This is a genomic window from Kitasatospora sp. NPDC008050 (genome assembly GCF_042957465.1).
Taxonomy (GTDB): domain Bacteria; phylum Actinomycetota; class Actinomycetes; order Streptomycetales; family Streptomycetaceae; genus Kitasatospora.
Window position 1 is genome coordinate 163660 of record NZ_JBIBIJ010000013.1, and the last position, 26707, is coordinate 190366.

Sequence of the window (26707 nt, forward strand, 5' to 3'; positions counted from 1 at the left end):
TGACTCTCCGTCAGAAGACTCCGCACCTCGGGCAGCCCGGTGAGCAGCGCGCTCGGACGGGCGGCGGTGAAGACCGGCGCGTAGCGTTCCCAGTCGACGTCGGCGACCGTCACGGTCACCTCGCGCTGCAGCACGGCGCGGCGCAGCTCGGCGATCGCCGACTCGGGTGCCAGGTACCGCAGTCCCTGCCGCCGCAGGCTGTCCGCCACGGCTTCGTGGCCGGCCATGCCCGCTCCGGCCCACGGGCCCCAGGCCACCGAGGTGGCGGCCAGTCCACGGGCCGCGCGGTGCTCGGCCAGCGCGTCGAGGTAGGCGTTGGCGGCGCCGTAGGCGCTCTGCCCGGCGCTGCCCCAGATGCCGGCGACCGAGGAGACCAGGACGAAGAAGTCCAGCTCCCGGTCGCCGAGCAGTGCGTCGAGGTTGGCCGCGCCGCGCAGCTTCGCCGAGGTCAGCTCCTCGATCTCGGACAGCTCCGTCACGGCCAGCGGTGCGGCCTGGCCGACGCCCGCCGCGTGCACCACGCCGGTCAGCGGGTGCTCGGCCTCGATGGTGGCCAGCAGCGCGGCCAGCTGCTCCCGGTCGGCGACGTCGCAGGCCGCGACGGTCACCCGGGCGCCCGACTCCGCCAGTTCGGCGACCAGTTCGCGGGTGCCGGGGGCATCGGGGCCGCGCCGGCCGGTCAGCACCAGGTGCTGTGCACCGCTGCGGGCGAGCCAGCGGGCGGTCTCGGCACCGAGCGCGCCGGTGCCGCCGGTGATCAGCACCGTCCCGGTGGCGGTGAAGGCGTCGGCCTGCGGCAGTTCGGCGCCGGGGTGGCGCACCAGGCGCCGGCCGTGGGCGGTGCCCGCGCGCAGCGCGAGCTGGTCCTCGGCGCCCTCGCCGCCGCGGCTCGCCAGCGCGCTGACCAGCCGCTGCACGGTGGGGGTGTCGAGCACGGGGGGCAGGTCGATCAGCCCGCTCCACTGCTGCGGGCGCTCCAGCGCGGCCACCCGTCCCAGGCCCCAGGCCGCGGCCTGGACGGGGTTGCCGAGCAGGTCATCGGCCCCGGTGGAGACCGCGCCGCGGGTGAGCGTCCACAGCGGGGCACTCAGGTCGGCGTCGCCCAACGCCTGGGCGAGCAGCGCGCTCAGCGCGAGCCCGGTGGGCAGCCCGGTCAGGGTGAGGCCGGGCCGGTCGGCCAGCGGCAGCAGCGACAGGATGCCGGCGAGTCCTTCGAACGCGCCGAGCCGGGCGGCGAGTTCGGCCCGGTCGAAGCCGTCCTCGGCCAGCACCAGCCGCTCGAACCGCGCCCCGTGACCGCGCAGGGCCTCCAGCAGCTCGCCGTCCTCGATGCCGCCGGTGGTGACCACCAGCCAGCTGCCGTCCAGCACCGGGGCCGCGCTCGCGCGCACCGGCTGCCACACGACCCGGTAGCGCGCGCCGTCCAGCCGGGCCTTCTCCTGCCGGTTCTGGCGCCAGTTCGACAGGGAGGGCAGCAGGGCGCAGAGGCTGGCGTGCTGCTCGTCGCGCAGACCGAGCAGCGCGGCCAGCTCGCCGGCGTCCCCGCGCTCCACCGCTCCCCACAGCGCGGTGTCGGCCGGGTCGGCCGAAGTCGCGGTGCCGGGGACGGCCGTGCTCTCGGGCCAGTAACGCTCGTGCTGGAAGGCGTAGGTGGGCAGGTCGATGCGGCTCGCGCCGGTCCCGGCATGGAACTGCGCCCAGTCCACCGGGATCCCGCGCACGTGCAGCCGGGCGAGCGCCGTGGCCGCGGCCTGCTCCTCGGCGCGGTCGGCGCGCAGCAGCGGCACCAGGTCCAGGCCGGGCTCGTCGCCCAGGGTGTCCTGGGCGAGCGAGCAGAGCATGCCGTCCGGGCCGAGCTCCAAGAAGGTGGTGGTGCCCGAGCTGCGCAGGCTGCGCACCCCGTCCGCGAAGCGGACCGTACGGCGCACCTGCTCGACCCAGTAGTCGGGGTCGGCCAGCTCCTCCCCGGTCGCGGGCCGGCCGGTCACGCTCGACACCAGGGTGAGCCGCGGCTCCTGGAACGTGAGCGCACCGACCACCTGCCGGAACTCCGCCAGCATCGGCTCCATCAGCGGCGAGTGGAACGCGTGCGAGACGCGCAGCCGCCGGGTCCTGCGCCCCTGCGCGGCGAACAGCCCGGCGATCCGCACGACTTCGTCCTCGTCCCCGGCGATCACCACGGCCCGCGGGCCGTTGACCGCCGCCACCGAGACGTCCGCCGCCATCAGCGGCAGCACCTCCTCCTCGGTGGCCTGCAGGGCGAACATCGTGCCGCCGGTGGGCAGCGCCTGCATCAGCCGGGCCCGGGCCCGGACCATGGCGGCCGCGTCCGGCAGCGAGAGCACGCCCGCCACATGGGCGGCGGCGATCTCCCCGACCGAGTGGCCGAGCAGCGCGCCCGGCCGCACGCCCCAGGACTCGACCAGCCGGTGGAGCGCGACCTCGATCGCGAACAGCGCCGGCTGCGCACAGCCCGTCTGCTCCAGCAGCTCGGCCTCGGGCGTGCCCAGGGCGGCGAAGAGCACCTCGCGCAGCGGCCGCTCGGCACCGGCGTCCAGCTGCGCCAGCACCTCGTCCAGGGCCTGCGCGAACACCGGGAAGCGGTCGCACAGTTCACGCCCCATCCCGATCCGCTGCGAGCCCTGGCCCGCGAAGAGGAAGGCCGGCCGGCCGGCGCCGCCCCGCTCGCCCTCGATCAGGGCGGGGTCGCAGGCACTCGCGGCCAGCGCGGCCAGCGAGCGCAGCAGCTCCGGCCGGGAGCCGACCACGACCGCGCGCTGCTCGAAGCCGGACCGGGTGGTCGCCAGCGAGAGGCCGAGGTCGGCCGGCCGCAGCTCCGGACGCTCCGTCACGAAGGCGAGCAGCCGCGCCGCCTGGTCCCGCAGGGCCGCCCGGCTACGGCCGGCCAGCGGCCAGGCGGCCACGCTCGGCGTGATCACGGCCTCGGGCGACGCGCTGCTCGGCCGCGGTGCCTGCTCGACGATCAGGTGCGCGTTGGTGCCGCTGAAGCCGAACGAGGAGACGCCGGCCCGGCGCGGCCGGCCCGTCCGCGGCCAGGGCAGCTGCTCGGTGACCGGCTCCACCGCTCCGGCCTCCCAGTCCACGTGGGAGGAGGGCCGCTCGGCGTGCAGCGTGCTCGGGATCACGCCGTGGCGCATCGCCATGACCATCTTGATCACGCCCGCCACGCCGGCCGCCGCCTGGGTGTGGCCGATGTTCGACTTGATCGAGCCGAGGTAGAGCGGGGTCTCCCGGTCCTGTCCGTAGGTCGCCAGCAGCGCCTGCGCCTCGATCGGGTCACCGAGGGTGGTGCCCGTGCCGTGTCCCTCCACCACGTCCACGTCGGCCGCGCGCAGCCCCGCGCCGGCCAGCGCCTGGCGGATCACCCGCTGCTGCGATGGGCCGTTCGGGGCGGTGAGCCCGTTGGAGGCGCCGTCCTGGTTGACGGCGCTGCCGCGCACCACGGCCAGGATCCGGTGGCCGTTGCGCCGCGCGTCGGAGAGCCGCTCCAGGACGAGCACGCCGACGCCCTCGGACCAGCCCACCCCGTCGGCGCTGTCCGCGTAGGCCTTGCACCGGCCGTCCGGGGAGAGTCCGCGCTGACGGGAGAACTCGATCAGCGAGGTCGGGGTGGACATCACGGTCACGCCGCCGGCCAGCGCCAGCGAGCACTCGCCGGCCCGCAGCGCCTGCATCGCCCAGTGCATGGCGACCAGCGAGGAGGAGCAGGCGGTGTCCACGGTGACGGCCGGGCCCTCCAGGCCGAGCACGTAGGAGACCCGCCCGGAGGCGATGCTCGGCGAGGTGCCGCTGCCCTGGTAGCCCTCGTACTGGCCCCCGGTCAGGTGGGCCGCGTAGTCGTTGTACATCACGCCCGCGAAGACGCCGGTCCGGCTGCCGCGCAGCGAGAGCGGGTCGATCCCGGCGCGTTCGATCGCCTCCCAGGAGGCCTCCAGCAGCAGCCGCTGCTGGGCGTCGGTGGCCAGCGCCTCGCGCGGGCTCATGCCGAAGAACGCGGGGTCGAACTCGGCGGCCTCGTGCAGGAATCCGCCGCACCGGGTGTAGGCCGTGCCGAGGTGGTCCGGGTCCGGGTCGTAGAGCGCCTCCAGGTCCCAGCCGCGGTCGGTGGGCAGGCCGGAGATGGCGTCGGTGCCCTCGCTGACCAGGCGCCACAGGTCCTCGGGCGAGGCGACGCCGCCCGGGTAGCGGCAGCCCATGCCGACGATCACGACCGGATCGCCGGCCGCGGCGGCGCGCGGGGCACCGGCCTGCCGGTCGCCAGGAGCACCCTGGGCACCCCGGCCGTCCTGGAGATCGGTGAGCTGGTCCAGCACGTGACCGGCCAGTGCCGTCACGGTCGGGTAGTCGAAGACCACGGTGGCCGAGGTCCGCAGGCCGGTGGCGCTGCTGAGCCGGTTGCGCAGCTCCACGGCGGTGAGCGAGTCGAAGCCGAGGTCCTGGAACCGCCGCAGCGGGTCGACGTCCGCGGCGCCGGAGTGCCGCAGCACGGCGGCCACCTGAGCGCGGATCAGCTCGACGACGGCCTCGGTGCGGGCCGCCTCGTCCAGCCGGGAGAGCCGCTGCGCCAGGCTCGCGGCCGCCTCCGAGCCGGTCACCACCGAGCGCCGGACCGGGGTGCGGATCAGCCCGCGCAGCAGCGGCGGCACCTCGCCCCGGGCACGCAGCGCCGCGAGGTCCAGGCGCACCGGCAGCGGCGCGGGGGTGTTCAGGGTGAGTGCGGCGTCGAAGAGCGCCACGCCCTCGTGCTCCTGGAGCGCGGGGGTGCCCAGGCGGGCCAGCCGCGCCAGGTCGGCCTCGGTCAGGCCCCCGGTCATGCCGCCCGACGGCGCCCACGGGCCCCAGCCCAGTGAGACGCCCGGCAGGCCCTCGGCACGGCGCAGCCGGACCAAGGCGTCGGCGAAGGCGTTGGCGGCGGCGTAGTTGCCCTGCCCGGCCGCACCGACGGTGCCGGAGAGGGAGGAGAAGACGACGAAGGCGGCCAGGTCGAGCCCACGGGTCGCCTGGTGCAGGTTCCACAGCGCGTCGGCCTTGGGCCGCAGCACCGCGCTGATCCGCTCCGGGGTCAGCGCGTCGAGCACGCCGTCGTCCAGCACGCCGGCCGTGTGCACCACCGCTGTGACCGGGTGGGCGGCCAGCAGCCGTTCGACCGCCGCGCGGTCGACGAGGTCGCACGCCTCGACGGCGACCTGTGCGCCCAGGCCGCGCAGCTCCTCGGCCAGCTCGACGGCTCCTGCCGCCGCCGCTCCCCGACGGCTCGCCAGCACCAGCTGCCGGACGCCGTGTTCGGTGACCAGATGACGGGCCATGACCTGGCCGAGCCCCCCGGTGCCACCGGTGATCAGCACCGTGCCCTCGGGGTGCCACGAGAACGCCTGCGGCGCGGCGGGACGGACCCGCGCCAGCCGGGCGACCAGCACCGCGCCGTCCCGGATCGCCAGCTGCGGCTCCGCGGAGCCGAGCGCCTGTGCCAGGGCCAGGGCCACCGTGGGGGCTGCGGCCGGATCGAGGTCCAGCAGCCCGAACCGGCCCGGGTGTTCGGCCTGCGCGGAGCGCACCAGGCCCCAGACCGCGGCCGCCGCCGGGTCCGCCACACCCTCGTCCTCGGCGGCGGCGACCGCGCCTCGGGTCACGACGACCAGACGCGAGTCGGCGCACGCCTCGTCCGCCAGCCAGGACTGCAGCTGACCGAGCACCCGCGCGGTCAGCGCGTGGGCCGAGGCGAGGAGGTCGTCGCCGGTGCGGCCCACGACGGGGGCCAGGACGACCGCGGGCAGCGGAGCGGCGCCGTCGACCGGCCCGAGGCCGAGCCCGAACGGGTCCTCGCCGAGCACCGCGACCGCTCCGGGCTCCCCCGCCGCCCTACCGCGCAGGCGGGGCCAGCGCAGCTCGAACATGGCCTCCCGGACCACCGGCACCGTACTGCCCGGCAGCTGATCGGGCATCGCGCGCAGCACCAGCGACCCGATCGAGGCGACCGGCCCGCCCTCGGTGTCGGCGACGGTGACCGACACCGCGTCCTCCCCCGCCCAGGAGAGCTTGACCCGCACCGCCGAGGCGCCACCGGCGTGCAGCGTGACGTCCTGCCAGGAGAACGGCAGGCCGCCGAGTTCCAGGAACGCGCAGGCGTGCAGCGCGGCGTCGAGCAGCGCGGGGTGCAGGCCGAAGGCGGCGGCCTCGGTGGCGGCGCCGCCCGGCAGCGCCACCTCGGCGAACACCTCCTCGCCCCGCCGCCAGGCGGCGCGCAGGCCCTGGAAGACCGGTCCGTATCCGAAGCCGCTCCGCGCGAGCCGCTCGTACAGCCCGTCCAGGGCCAGCGGCTCGGCATCGGCCGGTGGCCAGGCCTCGGTGGTGAGCTGCTCGAACGCGGCCGGCTCCGCGCCGGTGGCGAGCATGCCGGTGGCGAGGATGCCGGTGGCGTGCTGGGTCCACGGCTGCTCCTCGGCCCCGTCCGGGCGGGAGTGGATGCCGAGCGTGCGCCGGCCCGCCTCGTCGGGGCTGCCGACCCACACCTGCACCTGGACCCCGCCCTGCTCGGGCAGGGCCAGCGGGGCGGTCAGGGTCAGGTCCTCGACCAGCTCGCAGCCGACCTCGTCCCCGGCGTGCACGGCCAGCTCCAGGACGGCGGTGCCGGGCAGCAGCACGGTGCCCCGGACGGCGTGGTCGGCCAGCCAGGGGTGCGTCCGCACCGAGAGCCGCCCGGTCAGCAGCAGGCCCTCCGAGTTCGCCAGCGAGACGGCGGCGGCCAGCAGCGGGTGGTGCGCCGCGCCGAGTCCGGCGGCGCGCACGTCACCGGCACGGCTGAGCACGCTCTTCGGCCAGAACCGGCGGTGCTGGAAGGCGTAGGTCGGCAGGTCGACCGCCCGGGCGCCGGTGCCGGCGAAGTACGGCTGCCAGCGGACCGGGACCCCGCGCACGTGCAGGCCGGCCAGCGCCGTGGTGAGGGTCTCGGTCTCCGGACGCCCCGGGCGCATCGCCGGCAGTGCCACCGGCCCGCGCTCGCCGGTCTCCGCCAGGCATGCCTGGGCCAGCGCGCTGAGCACCCCATCGGGTCCGAGTTCCAGGAAGGTCCCGGTGCCGTGGCCGTGCAGCCAGGAGACGGCGTCGGCGAACCTCACCGTCCGGCGGGCGTGGTCCACCCAGTAGGCGGCGGAGGTCAGTTGCCCGACCGTGGCGGGCAGACCGGTCAACGTCGAGATCACGGGCAGGACCGGTGCCTGCGGCGACAGGCCCTCGACCACCGCGCGGAACTCCGCCAGCATCGGCTCCATCAGCGGCGAGTGGAAGGCGTGCGAGACGCGCAGCGGGCGGACCTTGCGGCCGAGCGCGGTGAAGTGCTCCGCGACGGCGGCGGCCGCCTCGGCCGTGCCGGCGATGACGACCGCGTCGGGGCCGTTGACGGCAGCGATCGAGACCTGCTCGTGCCGGGCCTCGACCAGCGGCGCGACCTCGTCCTCGCTCGCCCGGAGCGAGATCATCACGCCGCCGGCCGGCAGCGCCTGCATCAGCCGGCCGCGCGCCAGCACCAGGGTCGCGGCGTCGGCGAGCGAGAACACCCCGGCCACGTGGGCGGCGGCGATCTCACCGATCGAGTGCCCGGCCAGGGCGTCCGGCTTGACGCCGCAGGACTCGACCAGCCGGTGGAGCGCCACCTCGATCGCGAAGAGCGCGGGCTGCGCGTACGCCGTCTGCTCCAGCAACTCGGCCTCGGGCGTGCCCTCGGCGGCGAACAGCACCTCGCGCAGCGGCCGTTCGAGACCGGCGTCCAGGTGCGCCAGCACCTCGTCCAGGGCCTGCGCGAACACCGGGAAACGGTCCCGCAGTTCACGCCCCATCCCGATCCGCTGCGAGCCCTGGCCGGCGAACAGGAAGGCCAGCTTGCCCCGGCCCTGGGTGCTGCCCCGCAGCAGGCCGGCCGGCATCGGCTCCCCGGCGGCCAGGCCCCTCAGGGCGGCCAGCGCCTGCGTCCGGTCGGCGGCGACCACGGCCGCGCGGTGCTCCAGGCCGGACCGGGTGGTGGCCAGCGAGAACGCGGTGTCGGTGTTGCCGGGCGCAGCAACGGAGTCGTCGGCGGAGTCGGACTCGGCGTCGTCGGCGGCGGAGGAGGCGCACTCGGAGTCGTCGGAGTCGGAGTCGGAGTCGGAGTCGAGGAAGGCGACCAGCCGCTCGGCCTGGGCGCGCAGCGCCTCGGGGGTCCGGCCGGACACCAGCCAGGGCAACTCCCGCGCGCCGCCCAGGGCCAAGGCCGCTGACACCTCATCGGGTTCCGGCGCGGGCGCCTGCTCGATGATCGCGTGCGCGTTGGTGCCGCTCAGCCCGAAGGAGGAGACGCCCGCCCGGCGCGGCTCGGAGTGCTGCGGCCACGCGGTCTGCTCGGTCAGCAGGCGCACCGCCCCCGCCGTCCAGTCCACGTGCGAGGACGGCGCGTCGACGTGCAGCGTCCTCGGCAGCACACCGTGCCGCATCGCCAGCACCATCTTGATCACACCGGCGACACCGGCCGCGGCCTGGGTGTGGCTGATGTTCGACTTGATCGAGCCCAGCAGCAGCGGGCGCTCGGGGTCGCGGCCCTGTCCGTAGGTGGCCAGCAGTGCCTGCGCCTCGACCGGGTCACCGAGCGTGGTCCCGGTGCCGTGCGCCTCGACCACGTCGACCTGGTCGGCCGAGAGCCGGGCGTTGACCAGCGCCTGCTCGATCACCCGCTGCTGGGACGGGCCGTTGGGCGCGGTCAGGCCGTTGGAGGCACCGTCCTGGTTGACGGCGGTGCCCCGGACGACGGCGAGCACCTGGTGCCCGTTGCGGCGGGCGTCGCAGAGCCGCTCCAGCACCAGGACGCCGACGCCCTCGGCCCAGCCGGTGCCGTTCGCGGAGTCGGCGAACGAGCGGCAGTACCCGTCGGCGGCCAGCCCGCCCTGGCGGGCGAACTCGACGAAGGTGGTCGGGCTGGACATGACCGTCACGCCGGCGGCCAGCGCCAGCGTGCTCTCCCCCGCCCGCAGCGACTGGGCGGCCAGGTGCAGCGCCACCAGCGAGGAGGAGCAGGCGGTGTCCACGGTCACCGCGGGGCCCACGGCCCCGAAGACGTACGACAGCCGGCCGGAGATGATGCTGGTGGCGTTGCCGGTCAGCACGAAGCCCTGCACGTCGTCGTCCGGGCCCACCCGGTAGTCCTGGGGCATCGCGCCGACGAAGACACCGGTCCGGCTGCCGCGGATCGAGGCGGGATCGATGCCCGCCCGTTCGAAGGCCTCCCAGGAGGATTCCAGCAGGACGCGCTGCTGCGGGTCCATGGACAGGGCCTCGCGCGGCGAGATGCCGAAGAAGTCGGGGTCGAAGCGGGCCGCGCCGTCCAGGAACCCGCCGCGGACCTCGGTGGGCCCGTCCTCGGCGGCGAACTCCCAGCCACGGTCGGCCGGGAAGCCCGAAATACCGTCCGCACCGTTGACCAACATGGTCCAGAGGTCCTCCGGACCGGTCACCCCACCCGGGTAGCGGCAGCTCATCCCGACGATGGCGATCGGCTCGTTCGCCGCCGCCTCGAGCTCGTTCACCCGCTGCCGTGAGCGCTGGAGGTCCGCGCTCGCCCGCTTGAGGTAGTCCCGGAGCTTCTGTTCCTTGTCCATATCAACTCAACCCATCTGGAAGACCGGCGGACGGCAGGCGATTCGATGTGGACAGCCGGCGTGGACCGCACGTGCAGCGCTCGCATTCCTGCACACCAGCGATCAGTCTCGGGTCGGCCCGGCCAGGAAAATCCCTAGGGTCTGGCCGGGCCGTCGGGCCGACGGGGCGTCAGGAGGAGGTCGCGGCCTCGGTCCGGCCGCGCACGGCGGTGGCGTACAGCGGCCACCCGTACTGGTCCAGGTGGCCGGTCACCTCCGTGAAGCGCGGGTCGGCGCCGAGCAGGTCGGGCACCGCCGCCGCGTGCAGGTGGCCGTGCTCGACCACCAGCGTGCCGCCGGGCCGCAGCAGTGCGGCCGCCGTCCGCACCGCGTGCCGGATCACGTGCAGTCCGTCCGGACCGCCGAAGACCGCCTGCCGGGGCTGGTACACGCCGAACTCGGCGGGCACCTCGGCCTCGTCGGGCATGAAGGGGGGATTGGTCAGCACCAGGTCCACGGTGCCGGCCAGCTCGGCCAGCAGCCCGGGCTCGGTCACGTCGCCCTGGTGCAGCTCGATCGGCGTGTCACCGAGCGCGGCCCGCAGCGCGCTGTTGCGACGGGCGAACTCCAGCGCCACCGGATCGCAGTCCACCGCGTGCACCGTGGCCTGCGGCAGCTGGTGCGCCACCGCGAGCGCCATCGCCGCGGAGCCGGCGCAGAGGTCGACCACGAGCGGTCGTCGGATGCCCTTGAGCGCGACCAGGCCGTCCGCGACCACCGCCTCGCTCTGCACCCGCGGCACGAACACGCCCGGCCCGACCGCCACCTCCACACCCGCGAGCTCGGCCACCCCGGTCAGGTGGCCGAGCGGAACCCCGGCGACCCGGCGGGCCACCAGCTCCAGGTACCGCTCGGCCTCCCCGTCGCCCGGAACGCCGTCCCACTCCAGCTGGGCCAGGCCCGTGCCGAACAGGTGGGCGGCCAGCGCCTCGGCGTCCGGGCGCGGACCGATCACCGTCCCGGTGTCGGCCAGCGTCCGCACCGCGTCCTCGACCAGTTCTCTGATCGTCGTCCTCACATCAGCCTCCGTGTCGTCCGTACCGCCCGAGCAGCCGCCGGGTGGCACCGCGCGGTCCGTTCCCGCGGGTCGAGCGGCAACTATGCGGCAGGAGCAGCTAGGGCTTGTCTCATAATTCGCGTCGGATCAGCGCGCGGCGGTGGGCGCCCGGCGGGAATGATGAGACAAGCCCTGGGGGAGACCCGAGACTTTTCCCCGAGCCGGAGGCCTTGCCAGCGGGGCGGCCAAGTGGCCCGCGAGACTAGTGATTTGCCGGGCGGTCCGGCGGGACGATCGCTGCACGCGAGCCATCGGGCCCCGGGACCCCTCCCGGCCGCCGACTTCGACGAGGATGTCTCCCATGCCCGAACCCGTTCTGCGCGGTGACCCCCCGGTGCCTGCGGCCTCCCTCGACGAGGGCACCGCGGAAGGTGCCGCCGAGCGCTCCGAGCTGGCCGAACGCGCCGACCTGGCGGAGCTGGAGGAACTCGACGAGCAGCTCATCTCGCAGCTGCTGCGGCGAACCCGGTGCGCCCGCGCCTACCAGCTGAACCGGCGCGCCGCGAACCTGCCGGCCAGCAGCCTGTGCCAGGAGAACGCGATGCTGAGCCAGTACACCAGCCGCCTCGGGCGGCCGGGCGCCGAGATCGCGCTGCTGATCCTCGCCCTGTCCCACCCGCCGGGCGCCGGCCGCCAGGGCCGCGAGGCCGACCGGCAGTAGTGACCCGGCGGTAGTGACGCAGCGGGGACGCAGCAGCAGTGACCCGGCCGCAGTAACGCAGCGGGCCCGTCGGCCCCCGGTGGTTCCACCGGGTGGCCGACGGGCCCGTGCGCGTCGCGCGGCGATCGCCGGCCGGTGCCCCGCTACCAGCGCACCATGGAGAGCGCCGAGCCGTACTCGTGCACCAGCCGTGCCTGGTCGAGGTCCGACTCCACCATCATCTGGATCAGTCCGGTGAAGTCCACCTCCGGCTTCCAGCCCAGCGCCTTGCGGGCACTGCTGGAGTCGGCGCAGAGCGTCTCCACCTCCGCGGGCCGGACCAGCCCGGGGTCGATGACCACGTACTCCTCCCAGTTCAGTCCGGCGCACTCGAAGGCGACCCGCGCCACGTCGCGCACCGTGTGCATCTGCCCGGTGCCCACCACGTAGTCGCCCGGCTCGTCCTGCTGGAGCATCAGGTGCATCGCGCGGACGTAGTCCCCGGCGAAGCCCCAGTCGCGCTCGGCGTCGAGGTTGCCCAGGCTCAGCTTCCCCTGGAGCCCGAGCTTGATCTGCGCCACCGCCAGTGAGATCTTCCGGGTCACGAACTCCGCACCGCGGCGCGGCGACTCGTGGTTGAACAGGATCCCGGAGACGCCGTACATCCCGTAGGACTCGCGGTAGTTCCGGGTGATGTAGTGCCCGTACGTCTTGACCACACCGTACGGGCTGCGCGGGTGGAACGAGGTCGTCTCGCTCTGCGGCGTCTGCGCCACCTTGCCGAACATCTCGGACGAGGAGGCCTGGTAGAAGCGGATCTGCCCGTTGGTCCCGGCATGCGCCGCCGGCTTGTTGAGCCCGCTCACCATCCGGATCGCCTCCAGCACCCGCAGCACTCCGGTCCCGTTGACCTCGGTGACCAACTCCGGCTGCTGCCAGGACATCGGGACGAAGGAGATCGCCCCCAGGTTGTAGACCTCGTCCGGCTGGACCGCGTCCACCGCGGACACCAGACTGCCCTGGTCCATCAGGTCGCCGTCCACGAACCGTAGTTCGGGGATCAGCCGGCTGATCCGGTCCTTCCGCGGGTTCGCCTGCCCCCTGGTCAGCCCCCAGACCTGGTACCCGAGGGAGATCAGGTGCTCGGCCAGATACGATCCGTCCTGCCCCGTGACCCCGGTGATCAGTGCGCGCTTGGACATCATTCCCCTTTCGCCACCATGGATGAGCCCGTCGAGCGGTCGCAGCCCTCAGCGCGGCACGCCGTTCTCGGCACAGTCAGCGAAGCAGAAAGAAGCTAAGGAATTTTCGAGACTTCGGCGGACCCACCGGCGTCCGGAGCCTCGCCCCCCGCACCGTGAGACCCTCGCCCCCGAGCCGGTGCACCCCCTCGGACCAGTGAGAACACCACGGATCGACGACGAACGTCAACACCGTGTCAGGAGACCGGCGGCCGGGATCAAGATGGCGTCAGGCCCTTCCACTCCACCCCCGCCACGGCCATAGCGTCGCCGCGGGCGCTCTCCCCCTTGCGCCTGCCCGAAGGGCCGATGGAACTCACCCCTCCGTCCCCTCTCATCCGCGCACGGGCAGTCGGCCCGTGCGTCGCCGTGCCGTTCGAATTGAGTTGCGAGTTGAGCGTCGAGAACGTCGTGGGCCTGGTGGTCGCGGTGGTCCTGGTGGGCTACCTGGTCCTCGCCCTGAAGCACCCGGAGAAGTTCTGATGGCCGCCGTCACGCCGGTCACCGACCGGCCCGACCCGGCCCCCAAGACGCCCGTCCGACCGCCTGATCCCGCCGGCCCCCGCAAGGTGGGCGCCGGGATGCTCGACCCCGAGCAACTGTGGCGCGCCCTCCCCGAGGCGCTGCGCAAGCTCAACCCGGTCACCCTGGTGCGCAACCCGGTCATGTTCGTCACCGAGATCGGCGCCGTGCTGACCACCGGGCTCGCCGCCGCGCACCCCTCGCTCTTCGCGGTGCTGATCACCGGCTGGCTCTGGTTGACGGTGGTCTTCGCGAACCTCGCCGAGGCGGTGGCCGAGAGCCGGGGCAAGGCGCAGGCCGACTCGCTGCGCCGCACCCGCCGGCAGACCACCGCCCGCCGCCTGACCGACTGGCCCGCCGACCGGGCCGCAGCCTCCCACGGCGAGGAGCGGGTGGCAGCGAGTGAGCTGCGGCGCGGCGACTTCGTGATCGTCGCGGCCGGGGAGCTGATCCCCGGTGACGGCGACGTGGTCGAGGGCGTCGCGAGCGTGGACGAGTCCGCGATCACCGGCGAGTCCGCGCCCGTCATCCGCGAGTCGGGCGGCGACCGCTGCGCCGTCACCGGCGGCACCCGGGTGCTCTCCGACCAGGTGATCGTGCAGATCGGCCAGGAGCCCGGGGACAGCTTCCTGGACCGCATGATCGCCCTGGTCGAGGGCGCCAACCGGCAGAAGACGCCGAACGAGCTCGCCCTCAACCTGCTGCTGACGATGCTCACCTTCGTCTTCCTGATGGCCGTCATCACGCTCCAGCCGATGGCGATCTTCTCCAAGCACTACAACGCCGCCGCCCACGACACGGCGGTGGTGAACGGCAACGGCGTCACCGGCATCGTGCTGGTCTCGCTGCTGGTCTGCCTGATCCCCACCACCATCGGCGCGCTGCTCTCCGCGATCGGCATCGCCGGCATGGACCGCCTGGTGCAGCGCAACGTGCTCGCCATGTCCGGGCGCGCGGTCGAGGCGGCCGGCGACGTCAACACCCTGCTGCTGGACAAGACCGGCACCATCACCTTCGGCAACCGTCAGGCCGCCGCCTTCCTGCCGGTGGAGCAGCTCCCCGCGCAGCGGCTCGCCGAGGCCGCACTGCTCTCCAGCCAGGCCGACGAGACCCCCGAGGGCCGGTCGGTGGTCACCTTCGCCCTCGACGAGTACGGCCTGGCCGAGCAGGACACCACCGGCGCCGCGTGGGTGCCGTTCAGCGCCACCACCCGGATGTCCGGCGTGGACCTGCCGACGGGCCGGTGCCTGCGCAAGGGCGCCGCCTCGGCCGTGGCCGCGTGGGTGACCGAACGCGGCGGCACCGTGCCGCCCGCCCTGGACGCCGCGGTGGACCAGGTGTCGGCCGCCGGCGGCACCCCGCTGGCCGTCGCCGAGCACGACGACAGCGGCGCCCCGGCGCGCGTGCTCGGCGTGATCCACCTCAAGGACGTGGTCAAGCCCGGCCTCAAGGAACGCTTCGCCGAGCTGCGCCGGATGGGCATCCGGACCGTGATGATCACCGGTGACAACCCGGTGACCGCCCGAGCGATCGCCGCCGAAGCGGGCGTGGACGACTTCCTCGCCGAGGCGACGCCGGAGGACAAGCTCGCGCTGATCAAGAAGGAGCAGGCCGGCGGTCAGCTGATCGCGATGACCGGCGACGGCACCAACGACGCACCCGCGCTCGCCCAGGCGGACGTCGGGGTGGCGATGAACACCGGCACGTCGGCCGCCAAGGAGGCCGGCAACATGGTCGACCTCGACTCCGACCCGACGAAGATCATCGAGATCGTCGAGATCGGCAAGCAACTCCTCATCACCCGAGGGGCGTTGACCGCCTTCTCGATCGCCAACGACATCGCCAAGTACTTCGCGATCCTGCCGGCCATGTTCGGCGCGGTCTACCCGAGCCTGCACACGCTCGACATCATGCACCTGCACTCGCCGATGTCCGCGATCCTCTCCGCCGTCATCTTCAACGCGGTGGTCATCGTCGCCCTGATCCCGCTCGCCCTGCGCGGGGTGCGCTACCGGCCGGCGTCCGCCTCCGCGCTGCTCACCCGCAACCTCTGGGTCTACGGCCTGGGCGGCGTGCTGGTGCCGTTCGCGGCGATCAAGCTGATCGACCTGCTCTTCGTCCAGTTCGTCCCGGGGATCTGACCATGACTCGACTGACTCGACTGCCCCACTGGGTCTCCCGGCATCTCGCCGCGCTCCGGGTCGTCCTGGTGCTCACCCTGACCGTCGGCCTGCTCTACCCGCTCGGCATGACCGCCCTCGCCCACCTCCCCGGCCTGCGGGCCCCCGCCCAGGGTTCCCTGCTCACCGCGGCCGACGGCAGCGAGCTCGGCAGCTCGCTGATCGGCCAGAACTTCACCGACGACCAGGGCAACCCCCTGCCGCGGTACTTCCAGCCGCGCCCCTCCAACGCCGGCGCCGGCTACGACCCGACCGCCTCCGGCGCCGGCAACCTCAGCCCGCAGAGCATCGTGGACACCCTGGCCACCGGCAACGACCCCAAGACCTTCAAGCCCAGCCTGCTCACCCAGGTCTGCTCGCGCAGCAAGGCCGTCGGCGACCTGGAACACGTGGACGGCTCCCGGCCCTACTGCACCGGCGACGGTGTCGGCGCGGTCCTCGGCGTCTCCTACGACGGCGGCACCAGCGGCACCGTCACCAAGGTGGTCAGCCTCAACCAGGCCTGCCCCGCCAAGCCGTTCCAGGCCTCCTACCAGGGAGTCCCGGTCGTCTGCGCCACTCCCGGCGAGGACTACAGCGCCACCGTGGCGGTGCCCGTGCGCGGTGACGCGCCCGCCCACCCCGCCGTCCCGGCGGACGCGGTGACCGCGAGCGCCAGCGGCCTCGACCCGCAGATCAGCCCCGCCTACGCCGCCCTGCAGATCCCCCGGATCGCCCGCGAGCGGCACACCACCGAGGACGCCGTGCACAAGCTCGTCGAGAAGTACACCAGCGGACGGACGCTGGGCGTCCTCGGCGATCCGGGCGTCAACGTCCTCCAGCTCGACCTGGCCCTCGACCGCACCTACCCGAAGCAGGGGGCCTGATCATGGCAGCCTGGATGCAGGCCCTCCTCGTCATCGCCGTCGTCGTCGCACTCCATGTCCCGCTCGGCGACTACATGGCCCGCCAACTCGACGGCGGCCGCCACCTGAAGCTCGAAAGAGCCTTCTACCGCCTCTGCGGCATCGACCCGGACCGCGAGCAGAACTGGAAGCACTACCTGCTCGCGCTGCTGGCCTTCACGGTCATGAGCATCGCCGTGCTCTTCGGACTCCTCGTCGGTCAGGGCCACCTGCCGTGGTCACGCGGGATCGGCGGGATGCCGTGGCGCACCGCCCTGCACACCGTGGTCAGCTTCACCACCAACACCAGCTGGCAGAACTACGTCCCGGAGACCGGCACCGGCCACTTCGTCGTGATGGCGGGCCTGGGCGTGCAGGCCTTCGCCTCCGCCGCGGTCGGCATCTGCGCCGCCCTCGCGCTGATCCGCGGCCTGGTGCGGCACGACACCGAGGAGCTGGGCAACTTCTGGGTCGACCTGGTCCGCACCGTCTTCCGCGTCCTGGTCCCCATCGCCGTCGTCGCCGGCCTGCTGCTGATCGGCCTCGGCGTCGAGCAGAACCTCGGCGGCAACCACACCTTCACCACGGTCACGGGCGGCCAACAGACCCTGATCGGCGGGCCGGTCGCCTCCTGGGAACCCGTCAAACTCTTCTCCGGCGACGGTGGCGGCTTCTTCAACGCCAGCAGCGCCCACCCCTTCGAGAACCCGACGCCGCTCAGCAACCTCGTCGAGATCGTGCTGATGCTGCTGATCCCGACCGCGTTCATCCGCACCTACGGCCGGATGATCGGCAGCCTCAGGCAGGCCTGGACCCTGCTCGCCGTGGTCGGCATCCTCTTCGCCCTGCTGCTCGGCGCCGGCGCCCTCGCCCAGTCCGGCACCCACAGCACCGTCGCGGCCGCCGTCGGCGGGCAGAACGAGGGCACCGAGACCCGGATCGGCGTCCCCGGCAGCACCCTGTTCGGCGTCTCCGCCACGGCCAGCGCCGACGGCGCGGGCGCCGCCTCCTACGACAGCTTCTCCAGCCTCGGCGGCGGCGTGCTGCTCGCCGCCATGATGCTCGGCGAGATCGCCCCCGGCGGCACCGGCAGCGGGCTCTACGGCCTGCTGATCGCCGTCCTGATCGCCGTCTTCGTCGGCGGCCTGATGGTCGGCCGCACACCGGAGTACCTGCGCAAGCGGATCGGCTTCGGCGAGATGCGCTACGTGGTGATGTACGCGCTGGTCGCGCCCACCGTCATCCTGGCCTGCACGGCGATCTCCATCGCGCTGCCCCAGGACGGCGCCGCCAGCATGGGCAACCCGGGCCCGCACGGCCTCACCGAACTCATCTACGCCTACACCAGCAACACCCAGAGCAACGGCAGTGCCATGTCCGGCTTCAACGGCGCCACCGACTTCCACAACGGACTGATGGTGGTCGCCATGCTCCTCGGGCGGTACGTGCCGATGGCCTTCGTCCTCGCCCTCGCGGGACGCCTCGCCAAGCAGCGCCCCGGCGTCGTCACGGTCGGCACGCTGCGTGCCTCCGGCATCAACTTCATCACCCTCGCCACCGGCGCCGCGCTGATCCTCGCGCTGCTCAACTTCCTGCCCGCGCTGGCCCTCGGCCCGCTGGCGGAGGGGCTGATGTAGCGCTGTCACGGCAGTTGCTGCGGCCCGGCCCCCAAGGACCGGGCCGCAGCGGCGTTTTCGGGCGCCGCACCGTGCACCGCGCGAAGGATCCGTCAGTAATCCGGCCGCGGGCATCAGCCCGGCGTCAAGGCCGCTCCGTTCCCCTGCCGCACCTGCTGAGCTGGGAACCGTGCGCTGGTCACTGCCGGAACGACCCGGATTCGACGCGATGGATGCCCATGTCCGTACCACCGGCGTCGGTGGTCGGCTGACCGACCGGCCGACGCATCCGCGCGTCGAGGCGATCCACTGCGCGGGCCACCGCCTGCTGCGCGGGGATCCGCAGCGACTCGACCCGGAACGACTCGCGTCGCTGGCACACGGCCAGTTCACCGCGCCCGAACGCTTCCTCCCGCTGCTCGGGCGCACCTTCGCCCTGGTGAGCCCGTGGGTGCGGACGCTCAGCGTCCAGCAGTACCGTCCGCACCGGCCGCGCGCCCCGCAGGACGTCCAGGTGCGGGCGATCACGCCCGGCGATGCCCGACAGCTGGCAGCACTGGCACCAGCACTCCGCTGGATCACCGAGACCTGGGGCGGCGCGCACGGCCTCGCGGCGAGCGGCCGGGCCTGGGGCGCCTTCGCGGACGGTCGCCACCTCGCCGCCGTCGCCTGCACCTTCTGGCAGGGCCGGGCCCACGAGGACGTCGCCGTCCTGACGCTGCCCGCCTTCCGCCGCTCGGGCCTGGCACTGGCCTGCGTCAACGGCCTCACCCTGACCATCCGCGCCCGGGGCCGCGTCCCCACCTGGTCGGCTCCGCGCAGCAACGAGGCGAGCCAGGCACTCGCCCGCGCCGCCGGCTTCCGACCGGTCCGCACCGAGGTCTGCTACTACGTGGGACAGGCACGCGGGCCCCTCCTCCCCCGGATCCCCCTGCAGTCCGCCTCCGGATGTCGCACACCGTGACCACCGTGAGAAAGGCCGGCGGCTCAAGCCCGGAAGCTAGCGTTGCCCTGTCTCCGGAGTCCAAGACCCTCCGGAATTCAAGACGTGGAGTCCTGATGCGCGTTCACCCACCCGCCCTCGCGGACCTGCACGGTGTATGGCGGCGCACCCTGGTGCGCGAGGCGGACGGCTCGACGGACAGCACCACCAGCACGACCTGGCTGCAGGGCCTGGCGCTCTTCACGGATCTGCGCCAACCACCGGGGCTCGAAGAGACGGTCCGCGGCAGGGGTCCGGCCGAGCTGGACCGCCCGCAGCTCCTGGCGCTGAGCGCGCAGAAGGCGTTCGCCGGCCTCCTGCGGCAGGACGGCGAGGTGTTCAGCTGGGTCCGTCTGATCGACCTGCACCCGCCGGCCCCGCTGGCCGACGCGGGCACCCTGCGCTTCGAGGACGGCGCGCTGATCGAGCACGGCGTGCACGAGGACTACCTGGAACACTGGGAACCCGCCGAGCGAGCCGCGGATGCACTGGCGGGCGCGGTGCTGGAGGATCCCGCGGACGGCTGTGCGGGCCAACTCGTCAGGATGGGCTCCTGGTTCGGGTATGCCCGGGACCGCGCCGACCCGCTCCGAACGGTCGGGTCGCCGTCGACACCGCTCGCCGAGCGGATCCTCGGCTGCGCCGGCCGCGCGGAGGCTGCCGCGCTCCTGGACTGTGAGGTGTCGCTCGGCCGGATCCGCGCCGGCCGCTGGGAGATCATCCGCTCCACCCTGCCGCACCGGGTCGGCGCCGAACTGCGGCCCGAATCGACCCGCGCCGGGGACGCGCTGCGCATCCTCGACGCGGATCCGCACGGCCGGGCCCGCTCGCGCGAATGGCGGCTCACGCGGGTCGAGGGACCGCCGTCGCTACTCCTGGGGTGACCTGCCGGCCACCCACGGCACCTGGTGCGGAAAGAAGTTGGGCAGCGCCCTGGTCGGCTCGTAGCGGCGCTGCCAGACCGGGGTGGTCGAGCCGCTGGTGGCCGGCACGATGGCGGACCAGTCAGCGGGGCAGCCGCGGCCCTGCTTGAGCTCGCGTTCCTCGTGGCGCACGAACTGCTTGGTGGCGAAGTGGTGGTCGATGATGGACACCCCTGCCTGGTCGTAGGAGTGCAGCACCGCCGCCGTGAGCTCCAGCAGCGCGCGGTCACGCCAGAGCGTGCGGTCGCGGCCGGTGTCCAGACCCATGCCGCGGGCGACCTCGGGGAGCTTGTCGTAGCGGTTGGTGTCGGACAGGTTGCGGGCACCGATCTCGGTGCAGGTGTACCAGGCGCTGAACGGGGCCAGCGTGTAGCGCAGGCCGCCCAGTTCCAGGACCTGGTCGGAGATCGTCGGGAACGCGTGCCAGCGCAGGCCGAGGCCCTCGAACCACGGGTACGCGGGGTGGCTGATCCGCACCTCGGGTACCGCGTCCGGCGGCAGCTCGAACCACCTCGGCTCGTGCCCGGGCCGCTGGACGACCAGCGGCAGCACGTCGTACTCGGTGCCCTGCCCGCGCCATCCCATCCGCAGCACGGCCTCGGTGAGATCGACCGTCCCGGGGTCGCCGAGCACCGACCCGTCCTGCCGCCGGTAGCCGGCGTAGCGGATGAGCTGGCCGTTCCACACCCTGGGCCCTGGCCTACCGGGCTCGGCCGGGGCGAACGCACTCAGCAGCAGGCGGACCTTGCCACCGTTCCAGGCCAGTCGGAGATGCTCGACCAGCGCCTCGAACAGGTCGCTCTCGTCGCCGAGGACGCCGACCTCGCGGCAGTCCCGGACCTCCAGTCCCTTCCAGTAGAACTTGCCGATGCACTGCGGGTTGTTGCGCCAGGCGATGCGCGTCCCCGCCAGCAGCTCCTGCCCGCTCTGCCGGTAGGTACCCGTGGCGGCGAGCTCCGCCGCGATCTCCCCGATCCGATGCTCAACGGCCTCGGCCGACAGGATCCCCTCCGCGCCGAGCTGCCGCACCAGGTCGGCGGCCTCGGCGGCCTCGGCGGCCACCGGACCGATGGGCAGCGCGCAGGGCGCGGGCGGAACGTACGGAACGGACGGTGCTACGCACAGGTGCGAGGTCTTCACGACGAACCCCTTGTCAACGGCGAGAGGCAGGAACCCAGTTCACACGCTCGAAACATCCAGCCGTGATCGGACACTACGCGAGAGGCACGGCGGACCCGCATCCCCCTGAGCCCGATTTGACGAAACCCATGCGGCGGCGAAGGGAGTTGGGATCAGCGCAGGGTACCGTCGTGGATCTCGGCGGTGAAGCCTCCGGGGAAGCGGACCATGGCGCTGTGTCCGCCCTGGCCGGCGTAGTAGCCGTCGGTGGTGGAGATGACGACCGTACTGCCGTACTCCGAGGTGATCGCGACGCGGTGGTAGGTGGTGCCCGGCGCGCCGATCTGGGCGCCGTCGGCGTGGGGGTCGTCCAGGACCACGCGTCCCTGGGTGAAGGCCGCGGACCGGTGGGCCGTCGGGCCCGATGGGGCGTCAGATCTGACGGACGGTCAGGCCTGGTAGGCCGCGGAGATCTGGCCGACCAGGACGGCGAACGGCATGTCGAGGGCGGCGTAGAGGGCGCCGGACTCGGGGGCGGCGTTGTCGGCCAGGGCCTCGACCATGAGGGTGGCGTAGTCGGAGACGATGACCCCCGCCTGCTGCATGCGCAGCAGTCCGGCCTCCCGCTTGGCCTGGCTGAAGGTGCCGGAGGCGTCCACGGCGACGTACGCGTCGTACCCGGCGGCCGTCGCGGCGAGGGCGGGCAGGGCCGCGCACACCTCCAGCGACACGCCGGCGATGATCAGCTTCTGCCGCCCGGTGGCCTCGATGGCCTCGCGGACCCGGTCGTCGTGCCAGGCGTTGACCGTGCTGCGGTCGATGATCTTCTGTCCGGCCGGCAGCGCCTCGACCAGCTCGGGCGTGGTCGGCCCCCACATGCTCTCGGCCGCGGTGGTGGTGACGACCAGCGGGATGTCCAGCACAGCGGCCGCCCGGGCCAGCGCCACCACGTTGTGCTTCAGCTCGCCGAGCGGGATGTCCCGCACGCCGGACAGCAGGCCGACCTGGTGGTCGACAAGCACCACGGCGGCGTTCTCCCGGGTGATCGATTCCAGGAACTTGCTGCGCTCAGTCATGTCCGCTCCTTCGGGTCGAGCCACAGCTCTCTCATTGGTCACCAATCTTGATAGTCAAGTTCAGTGACTACTTTGACGCTATACCCCGACCCCCCGGTGCGCAAGCACCGACTAAACTCGCTGGTCACATGGCAGAGCGGCGGACGACCAGCACGACCAGCACGACCACCACGATCACCATCGAGACGACCAGCACGACGGGAGCAGCATTGACCGGGCATCAGAGCGCTGAACCGGACCTCGGTGTGCTCGCGGCGCAGGTCCTGTTCTCCGTGCAACGCGAGCTGTTCACCGCGCTCGCCGAGCAGGGCTTCGACGACATCCAGCCCCGCGCCGGCGCCGTCCTCGCCTATCTGCGGGCCGACGGCATCCGGGCCAGCGAACTGGCCCGCGTCTCCGGACAGCACAAGCAGGTCATCGGCACCCTCGTCGACGACCTCGAACGCCTGGGCTACGTCGAGCGCCGACCCGACCCCGCGGACCGCCGTGCCAAGCTGGTCTGCCCCACCGAACGCGGGCTGCTACAGATGGCGGCCGCCACCGCCATCATGCGCGCGATCGAGGAACGTCACGCCGAGGCGCTGGGCAAGCAGGAGTACGCCGCCTTCAAGACCACCCTGCACCGCGTGGCCGGCCTCCAGCACGAGGCCCAGCGCGACCGTCAGGACGGCAGCCAGGGCAGTAGTCAGGGCGCGGGCACCCGGACAGGGCACCCGAGCGGCGAGGGCAACTGAGCGACCGGCGAACCCGGTTGACCGAGCGGTGCGGTGCCGTGCGCGGTGCCGTGCGGTGCGCGGTTCCGTACCCGGCTCCCACCGCGCAGCCGCCCAGGAGCCCGGCGCAGAACGAGGTGCGCACGCCCCGCCACGGGATGCCGCTGCCCCGTCGGCTGCCACTGGCCCGTTGGCCACCACCGGCCCGTCGGACGCCGGGCAGTCGCGGCCGCATGCGGGACGGCTCGAACGCCTTGCCGCTGAAGGAAGTTGACACGCATGTCCACACCGCCCCCGATCACGCTCCACCGTCGCCGCACGGACTCGTCCAGCGCCCTCCGCGACCAGCACCCGTGCTGCCGGCAGAACGACACGTCCTGGACGAACACCATCCGCGACGACGGCCGCCCGACCGCCTGACCGGCTGCCGCGCCGGGTTGCTCAGGCAGGCCCGGGCCGGCGACGGCACACGGTCGGCTTGGCCGCACGAGGGGAGGGCCAAGCCGACCGCAGCCCGGCCGGCGAACTGCTGGAGATTGTTGTCTGACAAGCCCTAGGGAGCCGAGTTGGGCACCTTCGGGTTCTCCGCGAAGGCCTTGATCGGGGAGCCGAACGGCGTGGTGTCCTCGGTGCTGACCTTGGCGCAGCTCTGCGAGCCGCCCGCGTTGTCCGCGCTCGCGTCGCTGGGCGCGGCGACCGGCGCGGTCGGCGCGGGCGTCTGGGAGCCGGCGGAGCTGCCGCCTGCGGCCGCCGTGGAGCCGCCGAAGGTGGTGCCGCTGGGCCAGTCGGAGCCGATGTACAGGTGCAGGGTGGCCGACGTACCGGTCGCGTGCAGCGCCGTGGACGGCAGCCCGAGCGTGCTCGCGACGGCCTGGGCATCGGCGGCGTGGCTCGGCGCGTAGACCAGTTCGGTGGCGCTGACCGGTGCCGCGTTGCCGCTCTCCACCGCGTCCGTGTAGCCCTTCTGCTGCAACGCGGTGGCCACCGCCAGCGCACGGCCGGAGGTGGAGCTGGCGTTGGAGACGTCCAGGTGCACGGCAGCGGCGTCGATGGCGGGCGCGGCCGGCGCGGCCGCACTGGAGGCGGGGGCCGGCGCCGGCGCGCTGGAGGCCGGGGCCGGGGCGCCCGAGGGCGAGGCGGACGGGACACCGCCGGAGAACGACTGGTCGTTCTGGATCGCCGTGAAGATCTGCGGGGCGTCGGGGCCCAGCACCACGTCGTCCTTGAGGCCCACAACGGTTCCCGGATACGGCAGGTTGGGGGTGGTCATGAAGGTGATCTTGTCGGGCGGCACATCGTTCAGCTGGCCGGCCAGCGAGGTGAGATTGGTGATGCCGTCCAGGGCGGTGTCCACGGTGAGCGCCTTGGTCGCGGCGTTGGCCAGCGAGTAGAGCGCGGCCGGGTTGGTCAGCGTGTTGGCGCTCTTGAGCTTCTGGATCATCGCGGAGAGGAAGAGGTGCTGGGCCCCCTCGCGTCCGATGTCGCTGCCATCGCCGAAGCCGTGCCGGGTGCGCAGGAACTCCAGGGCCGACAGGCCCTGCAGGGTGTGGTTTCCGGCGGTCAGCTTGAGGTGGGAGTAAGGGTCGTAGACGTTGTTGTCGACGCAGATGTTCACGCCGCCGACCGCGTCCGACATGTTCACCACGCCACCGAAGTCGATCATCATGAAGTGGTCGATGGTGATCCCGGTCAGCTGGTGGACGGCAGCCACCGTGCAGCCGGGGCCGTACTGCAGGCTGCTGGTGATCTGCACCTGTCTTGCCCCCGGGTGGAGTTGCCCGGTCGTCGGGTCCTTGCAGTCGGGCAGGTCCGTCACGGTGTCGCGCGGGATGCTGAGCACCGTCGCGTTGGTGCGGTTGGCGGCCAGGTGGACGAGCATCTCGACATCCGCGTTGGCACCGGCACCACCATCGGCGCAGTCACCGCCGATCTGGCAGTCCGTCGCGGTGGAGCGGGTGTCCGAGCCGATCACCAGGATGTTCTCCGGGCTGTTGCCCGCGGCATCCTTCTTCTCGGGGGCCTGGGTCGCGGTGCCGGTGTACAGCGCGCTGCTCTTGATGTTGCCGTCGAGCTGGAAGTACACGTACGTGCCGCAGCCGGCCAGCAGGACCAGCACGACCGCCAGCGACAGCAGGACGATCCGCCAGGTACGCCCGCGCCTGCGGCGCGCCTTCCGCCGCCCGGCTCGCCCCTCGGCAGCCGCACCCGTGGCCGCCGAGGAGGCGTCACGGTCGCCTGCGCCGTGCCGGCGCTCGGGCGGCTCGGGGGATATTCGATGGTCAACCATGCGTGTCCTGTCCCAGGTTCCATGTCACAGCCGGAGCAGAGGCCCGGCTGCCGCTGCACCGGTCCTCGGAGCCCGCTCCGAACATCGGGCTCCCCCGTCACCAGAAACGCGGCGAAGGCGGGCACAGTCGCACAGTTGCAGAGTCCTGCAAGTGAAATCAAGATCCGTGCCGCCCCCGGTGGACCCGTGACGCGGTCGATCATCGCATTCCCCCAGCTCAGCGGGCCGTGACCGCCGCCACAACCGGCCCGCCTCCCAGATGAGAATTCCGTTGACGGGCACCGCGTCGGGCGCTGCGCCGGGCACCGGCATGTGCGGCGAGATGTGGCGCCACGCCTCGCTCGGGCGATCCCGCGCGCGAGCGGGCGTGGGCCGATCTGTCCATCGGCTGTTGATCGGCAACCGGCCTACTGAGAGTCAGAGTTCCGTTCGCGCTCTTGGAGGACCATCGTGCTCAGACGGGTAGTTCGAGTTGTGGTCGGTGTGGCGGCAGCCGTGGTGCTCGGCCTCGCGGGCACGCAGGCCTCCGCAGGTTCGACCCCGCGCACCGCGGTGGAAGCCGCAAGCCCGCTGCCCCCCGAGGCCTGCAACGGCAGCCCGATGGGCTGTCTGTGACAGCCACGGTTCCGGCTTCGAGAACCGACATGCGAGGGGAGGGACGGATGACCGACATCGTGACGCGTCGGCTTCGGCTACGGCGGTTCAGCCGTGACGATGCGCCGGCGCTGGCCCGGTACCGCTCCGATCCCCGCGTCGCCCGCTACCAGAGCTGGCGCTCGCCGCTCGATCAGGCGGAAGCGGTGGCGATCATCACCGACTACCTCACGGAGAATCCCGACGGGCCCGGCTTCTTCCAGTACGCGATCGAGCTGGACCAGCGGCCCGGCTTGATCGGTGATCTCGCTGTCGCGATCGAGACCGGCCGCAGTCGAGCGGTGATGGGCATCACGCTGTCGCCGGACATGCATCATCAGGGCTACGCCACCGAAGCGATGATCGCTGTGGCGGATCGCCTCTTCACCACGGGCGTGGAACGGATCACGGCCACCTGCGACGCCCGCAACTCGGCGTCCGCGAGGCTCCTGCGACGCGTGGGCTTCGAACAGCAGGGCCGGGAGAACCAGTACGTGGAGCAGCGTGGCCGCCACGCCGATGTTCTGGTGTTCAGGATGTCGGCGGAGCAGCTGCGCCCCCTCAGGAACCTGCCGGGAACCAGCCGGGTTCCAACGGCGATCACCGATCGCACTCACGCGCGATCAGAACAGGAGAACAGCATGGATCCAGCCCGCCCGGGAGACCGTAGCGTCAAGCCGGCCGACGAGAGCGAGGCCCGCGTCGACTCTGTGACCACACCGAGTCAGCTGGATGAGTCGGGCGACTCGGGAGAGCCCGAGGCATAGTCCTCGGATCCCTCCCGTCGAAGGCGGCGGCGTTCTCGGTGGTGCTCTCACCGAGAGGGCCGCCGCCTGCCGCAAGGGGCTCGCCGAGGACCGGACCGGCGACGGCCGACGACGCCGCCCGAGAGCCCGGCAGAACGGCAGCGCCGTGACCGATACGTGAGCCGATCCCGCCGAGCCCGCCGAATCCCATTTCCCTTCGTCGCCGAAGTGCCGTACGGTTCAGAACACGACGCGGGGTGGAGCAGCTCGGTAGCTCGCTGGGCTCATAACCCAGAGGTCGCAGGTTCAAATCCTGTCCCCGCTACGCAGGACGTGGGGCCGGCCCCCAGGGGCGGGGCCCCCGGCGTTTCGGGGGGGGGGAGAGGGTGAAACAGTTAGTGAAAAAAT

General features: G+C 73.0%; 17 protein-coding genes and 1 tRNA gene (1 of these 18 cut by a window edge). 11 read left to right on the forward strand and 7 right to left on the reverse strand.

Going from position 1 to position 26707, the window contains the following annotated elements; all coding sequences use genetic code 11:
• Nucleotides 1-9641: the beginning of a type I polyketide synthase gene (locus ACFZB9_RS24655; RefSeq protein WP_391450488.1), read on the reverse strand. The gene continues 18913 nt to the left of window position 1, outside the view; 9641 of the gene's 28554 nt are visible here — the first part of the coding sequence; it begins with the start codon at nucleotides 9639-9641; the stop codon falls past the left edge of the window.
• A 169-nt stretch (nucleotides 9642-9810) separates the two neighbouring features.
• Entirely contained in the window at nucleotides 9811-10698 is an 888-nt protein-coding gene (locus ACFZB9_RS24660) for a N5-glutamine methyltransferase family protein (RefSeq protein WP_391450489.1), read from the reverse strand.
• 340 nt (nucleotides 10699-11038) lie between these two features.
• Between ACFZB9_RS24660 and ACFZB9_RS24665 the strand changes: the two genes are divergently transcribed.
• Nucleotides 11039-11398 carry a hypothetical protein gene (locus ACFZB9_RS24665; RefSeq protein ID WP_391450491.1) on the forward strand — a complete coding sequence of 120 codons (360 nt, stop codon included), beginning with the start codon at nucleotides 11039-11041 and terminating at the stop codon, nucleotides 11396-11398.
• Between the two features lie 143 nt (nucleotides 11399-11541).
• Here ACFZB9_RS24665 and ACFZB9_RS24670 read toward each other — a convergent pair whose 3' ends face one another.
• Complete coding sequence (locus ACFZB9_RS24670) at nucleotides 11542-12579, reverse strand: GDP-mannose 4,6-dehydratase (RefSeq protein ID WP_391450492.1); 1038 nt, start codon at nucleotides 12577-12579, stop codon at nucleotides 11542-11544.
• A 432-nt stretch (nucleotides 12580-13011) separates the two neighbouring features.
• Here ACFZB9_RS24670 and kdpF point away from each other — a divergent pair, with 432 nt between their 5' ends.
• The 6 genes from kdpF (at nucleotide 13012) to ACFZB9_RS24700 (ending at nucleotide 19686) form a co-directional block, all read left to right on the forward strand.
• Nucleotides 13012-13101 carry a K(+)-transporting ATPase subunit F gene (gene kdpF, locus ACFZB9_RS24675; RefSeq protein WP_391450493.1) on the forward strand — a complete coding sequence of 30 codons (90 nt, stop codon included), beginning with the start codon at nucleotides 13012-13014 and terminating at the stop codon, nucleotides 13099-13101.
• Nucleotides 13101-15281: a potassium-transporting ATPase subunit KdpB gene (gene kdpB, locus ACFZB9_RS24680; protein ID WP_391450494.1), complete on the forward strand. Its 2181-nt coding sequence runs from the start codon at nucleotides 13101-13103 to the stop codon at nucleotides 15279-15281. The genes kdpF and kdpB overlap by 1 nt, the downstream gene beginning before the upstream one ends.
• 2 nt (nucleotides 15282-15283) lie before the next feature.
• The gene (locus ACFZB9_RS24685; protein ID WP_391450496.1) at nucleotides 15284-16186 is read left to right on the forward strand and encodes a potassium-transporting ATPase subunit C; all 903 of its coding nucleotides are present in this window, start codon (nucleotides 15284-15286) and stop codon (nucleotides 16184-16186) included.
• A 2-nt stretch (nucleotides 16187-16188) separates the two neighbouring features.
• Nucleotides 16189-17841, forward strand: coding sequence for a potassium-transporting ATPase subunit KdpA (kdpA, locus tag ACFZB9_RS24690; protein WP_391450497.1), 1653 nt, complete (start codon nucleotides 16189-16191; stop codon nucleotides 17839-17841).
• Nucleotides 17842-18049: 208 nt separating this feature from the next.
• The gene (locus ACFZB9_RS24695) at nucleotides 18050-18784 is read left to right on the forward strand and encodes a GNAT family N-acetyltransferase (protein WP_391450499.1); all 735 of its coding nucleotides are present in this window, start codon (nucleotides 18050-18052) and stop codon (nucleotides 18782-18784) included.
• Between the two features lie 95 nt (nucleotides 18785-18879).
• Nucleotides 18880-19686 (forward strand): hypothetical protein, encoded by an 807-nt coding sequence (locus tag ACFZB9_RS24700; RefSeq protein ID WP_391450500.1) that lies wholly within the window; start codon nucleotides 18880-18882, stop codon nucleotides 19684-19686.
• On the opposite strand, the gene ACFZB9_RS24705 is transcribed toward ACFZB9_RS24700, so the two are convergent.
• From ACFZB9_RS24705 to ACFZB9_RS24715, 3 genes are all read right to left on the reverse strand, one after another.
• The gene (locus ACFZB9_RS24705) at nucleotides 19672-20865 is read right to left on the reverse strand and encodes a nitric oxide synthase oxygenase (RefSeq protein ID WP_391450502.1); all 1194 of its coding nucleotides are present in this window, start codon (nucleotides 20863-20865) and stop codon (nucleotides 19672-19674) included. The two genes, ACFZB9_RS24700 and ACFZB9_RS24705, sit on opposite strands and share 15 nt — an antisense overlap.
• Nucleotides 20866-21017: 152 nt before the next feature.
• On the reverse strand, nucleotides 21018-21224 hold the full coding sequence (locus tag ACFZB9_RS24710) for a hypothetical protein (RefSeq protein WP_391450504.1): 207 nt from the start codon (nucleotides 21222-21224) through the stop codon (nucleotides 21018-21020).
• 69 nt (nucleotides 21225-21293) lie between these two features.
• A complete protein-coding gene (locus tag ACFZB9_RS24715; protein WP_391450506.1) occupies nucleotides 21294-21920 on the reverse strand; it encodes an isochorismatase family protein in 627 nt (208 codons plus the stop codon).
• Between the two features lie 128 nt (nucleotides 21921-22048).
• Between ACFZB9_RS24715 and ACFZB9_RS24720 the strand changes: the two genes are divergently transcribed.
• Both ACFZB9_RS24720 and ACFZB9_RS24725 read left to right on the forward strand, forming a co-directional pair.
• On the forward strand, nucleotides 22049-22654 hold the full coding sequence (locus ACFZB9_RS24720; protein ID WP_391450508.1) for a MarR family winged helix-turn-helix transcriptional regulator: 606 nt from the start codon (nucleotides 22049-22051) through the stop codon (nucleotides 22652-22654).
• Between the two features lie 258 nt (nucleotides 22655-22912).
• Entirely contained in the window at nucleotides 22913-23053 is a 141-nt protein-coding gene (locus ACFZB9_RS24725; RefSeq protein ID WP_391450510.1) for a hypothetical protein, read from the forward strand.
• 133 nt (nucleotides 23054-23186) lie between these two features.
• Here ACFZB9_RS24725 and ACFZB9_RS24730 read toward each other — a convergent pair whose 3' ends face one another.
• On the reverse strand, nucleotides 23187-24920 hold the full coding sequence (locus ACFZB9_RS24730) for an LCP family protein (protein WP_391450512.1): 1734 nt from the start codon (nucleotides 24918-24920) through the stop codon (nucleotides 23187-23189).
• A 662-nt stretch (nucleotides 24921-25582) separates the two neighbouring features.
• On the opposite strand from ACFZB9_RS24730, the gene ACFZB9_RS24735 reads away from it, so the two are divergent.
• Together ACFZB9_RS24735 and ACFZB9_RS24740 are read left to right on the forward strand one after the other, a co-directional pair.
• Complete coding sequence (locus ACFZB9_RS24735) at nucleotides 25583-26320, forward strand: GNAT family N-acetyltransferase (RefSeq protein WP_391450514.1); 738 nt, start codon at nucleotides 25583-25585, stop codon at nucleotides 26318-26320.
• A gap of 230 nt (nucleotides 26321-26550) precedes the next feature.
• Nucleotides 26551-26624 (forward strand) — tRNA-Met (locus tag ACFZB9_RS24740).
• Nucleotides 26625-26707: the final 83 nt, after the last annotated feature.

Coding starts and splice junctions, on each gene's coding strand:
- ACFZB9_RS24700 (WP_391450500.1), top strand. CDS start 18,880: ATGCGCGTTCACCCACCCGCCCTCGCGGACCTGCACGGTGTATGGCGG.
- kdpA (WP_391450497.1), top strand. CDS start 16,189: ATGGCAGCCTGGATGCAGGCCCTCCTCGTCATCGCCGTCGTCGTCGCA.
- ACFZB9_RS24730 (WP_391450512.1), bottom strand. CDS start 24,920: ATGGTTGACCATCGAATATCCCCCGAGCCGCCCGAGCGCCGGCACGGC.
- ACFZB9_RS24725 (WP_391450510.1), top strand. CDS start 22,913: ATGTCCACACCGCCCCCGATCACGCTCCACCGTCGCCGCACGGACTCG.
- ACFZB9_RS24685 (WP_391450496.1), top strand. CDS start 15,284: ATGACTCGACTGACTCGACTGCCCCACTGGGTCTCCCGGCATCTCGCC.
- ACFZB9_RS24715 (WP_391450506.1), bottom strand. CDS start 21,920: ATGACTGAGCGCAGCAAGTTCCTGGAATCGATCACCCGGGAGAACGCC.
- ACFZB9_RS24670 (WP_391450492.1), bottom strand. CDS start 12,579: ATGTCCAAGCGCGCACTGATCACCGGGGTCACGGGGCAGGACGGATCG.
- ACFZB9_RS24695 (WP_391450499.1), top strand. CDS start 18,050: ATGGATGCCCATGTCCGTACCACCGGCGTCGGTGGTCGGCTGACCGAC.
- ACFZB9_RS24665 (WP_391450491.1), top strand. CDS start 11,039: ATGCCCGAACCCGTTCTGCGCGGTGACCCCCCGGTGCCTGCGGCCTCC.
- ACFZB9_RS24735 (WP_391450514.1), top strand. CDS start 25,583: ATGACCGACATCGTGACGCGTCGGCTTCGGCTACGGCGGTTCAGCCGT.
- kdpB (WP_391450494.1), top strand. CDS start 13,101: ATGGCCGCCGTCACGCCGGTCACCGACCGGCCCGACCCGGCCCCCAAG.
- ACFZB9_RS24720 (WP_391450508.1), top strand. CDS start 22,049: ATGGCAGAGCGGCGGACGACCAGCACGACCAGCACGACCACCACGATC.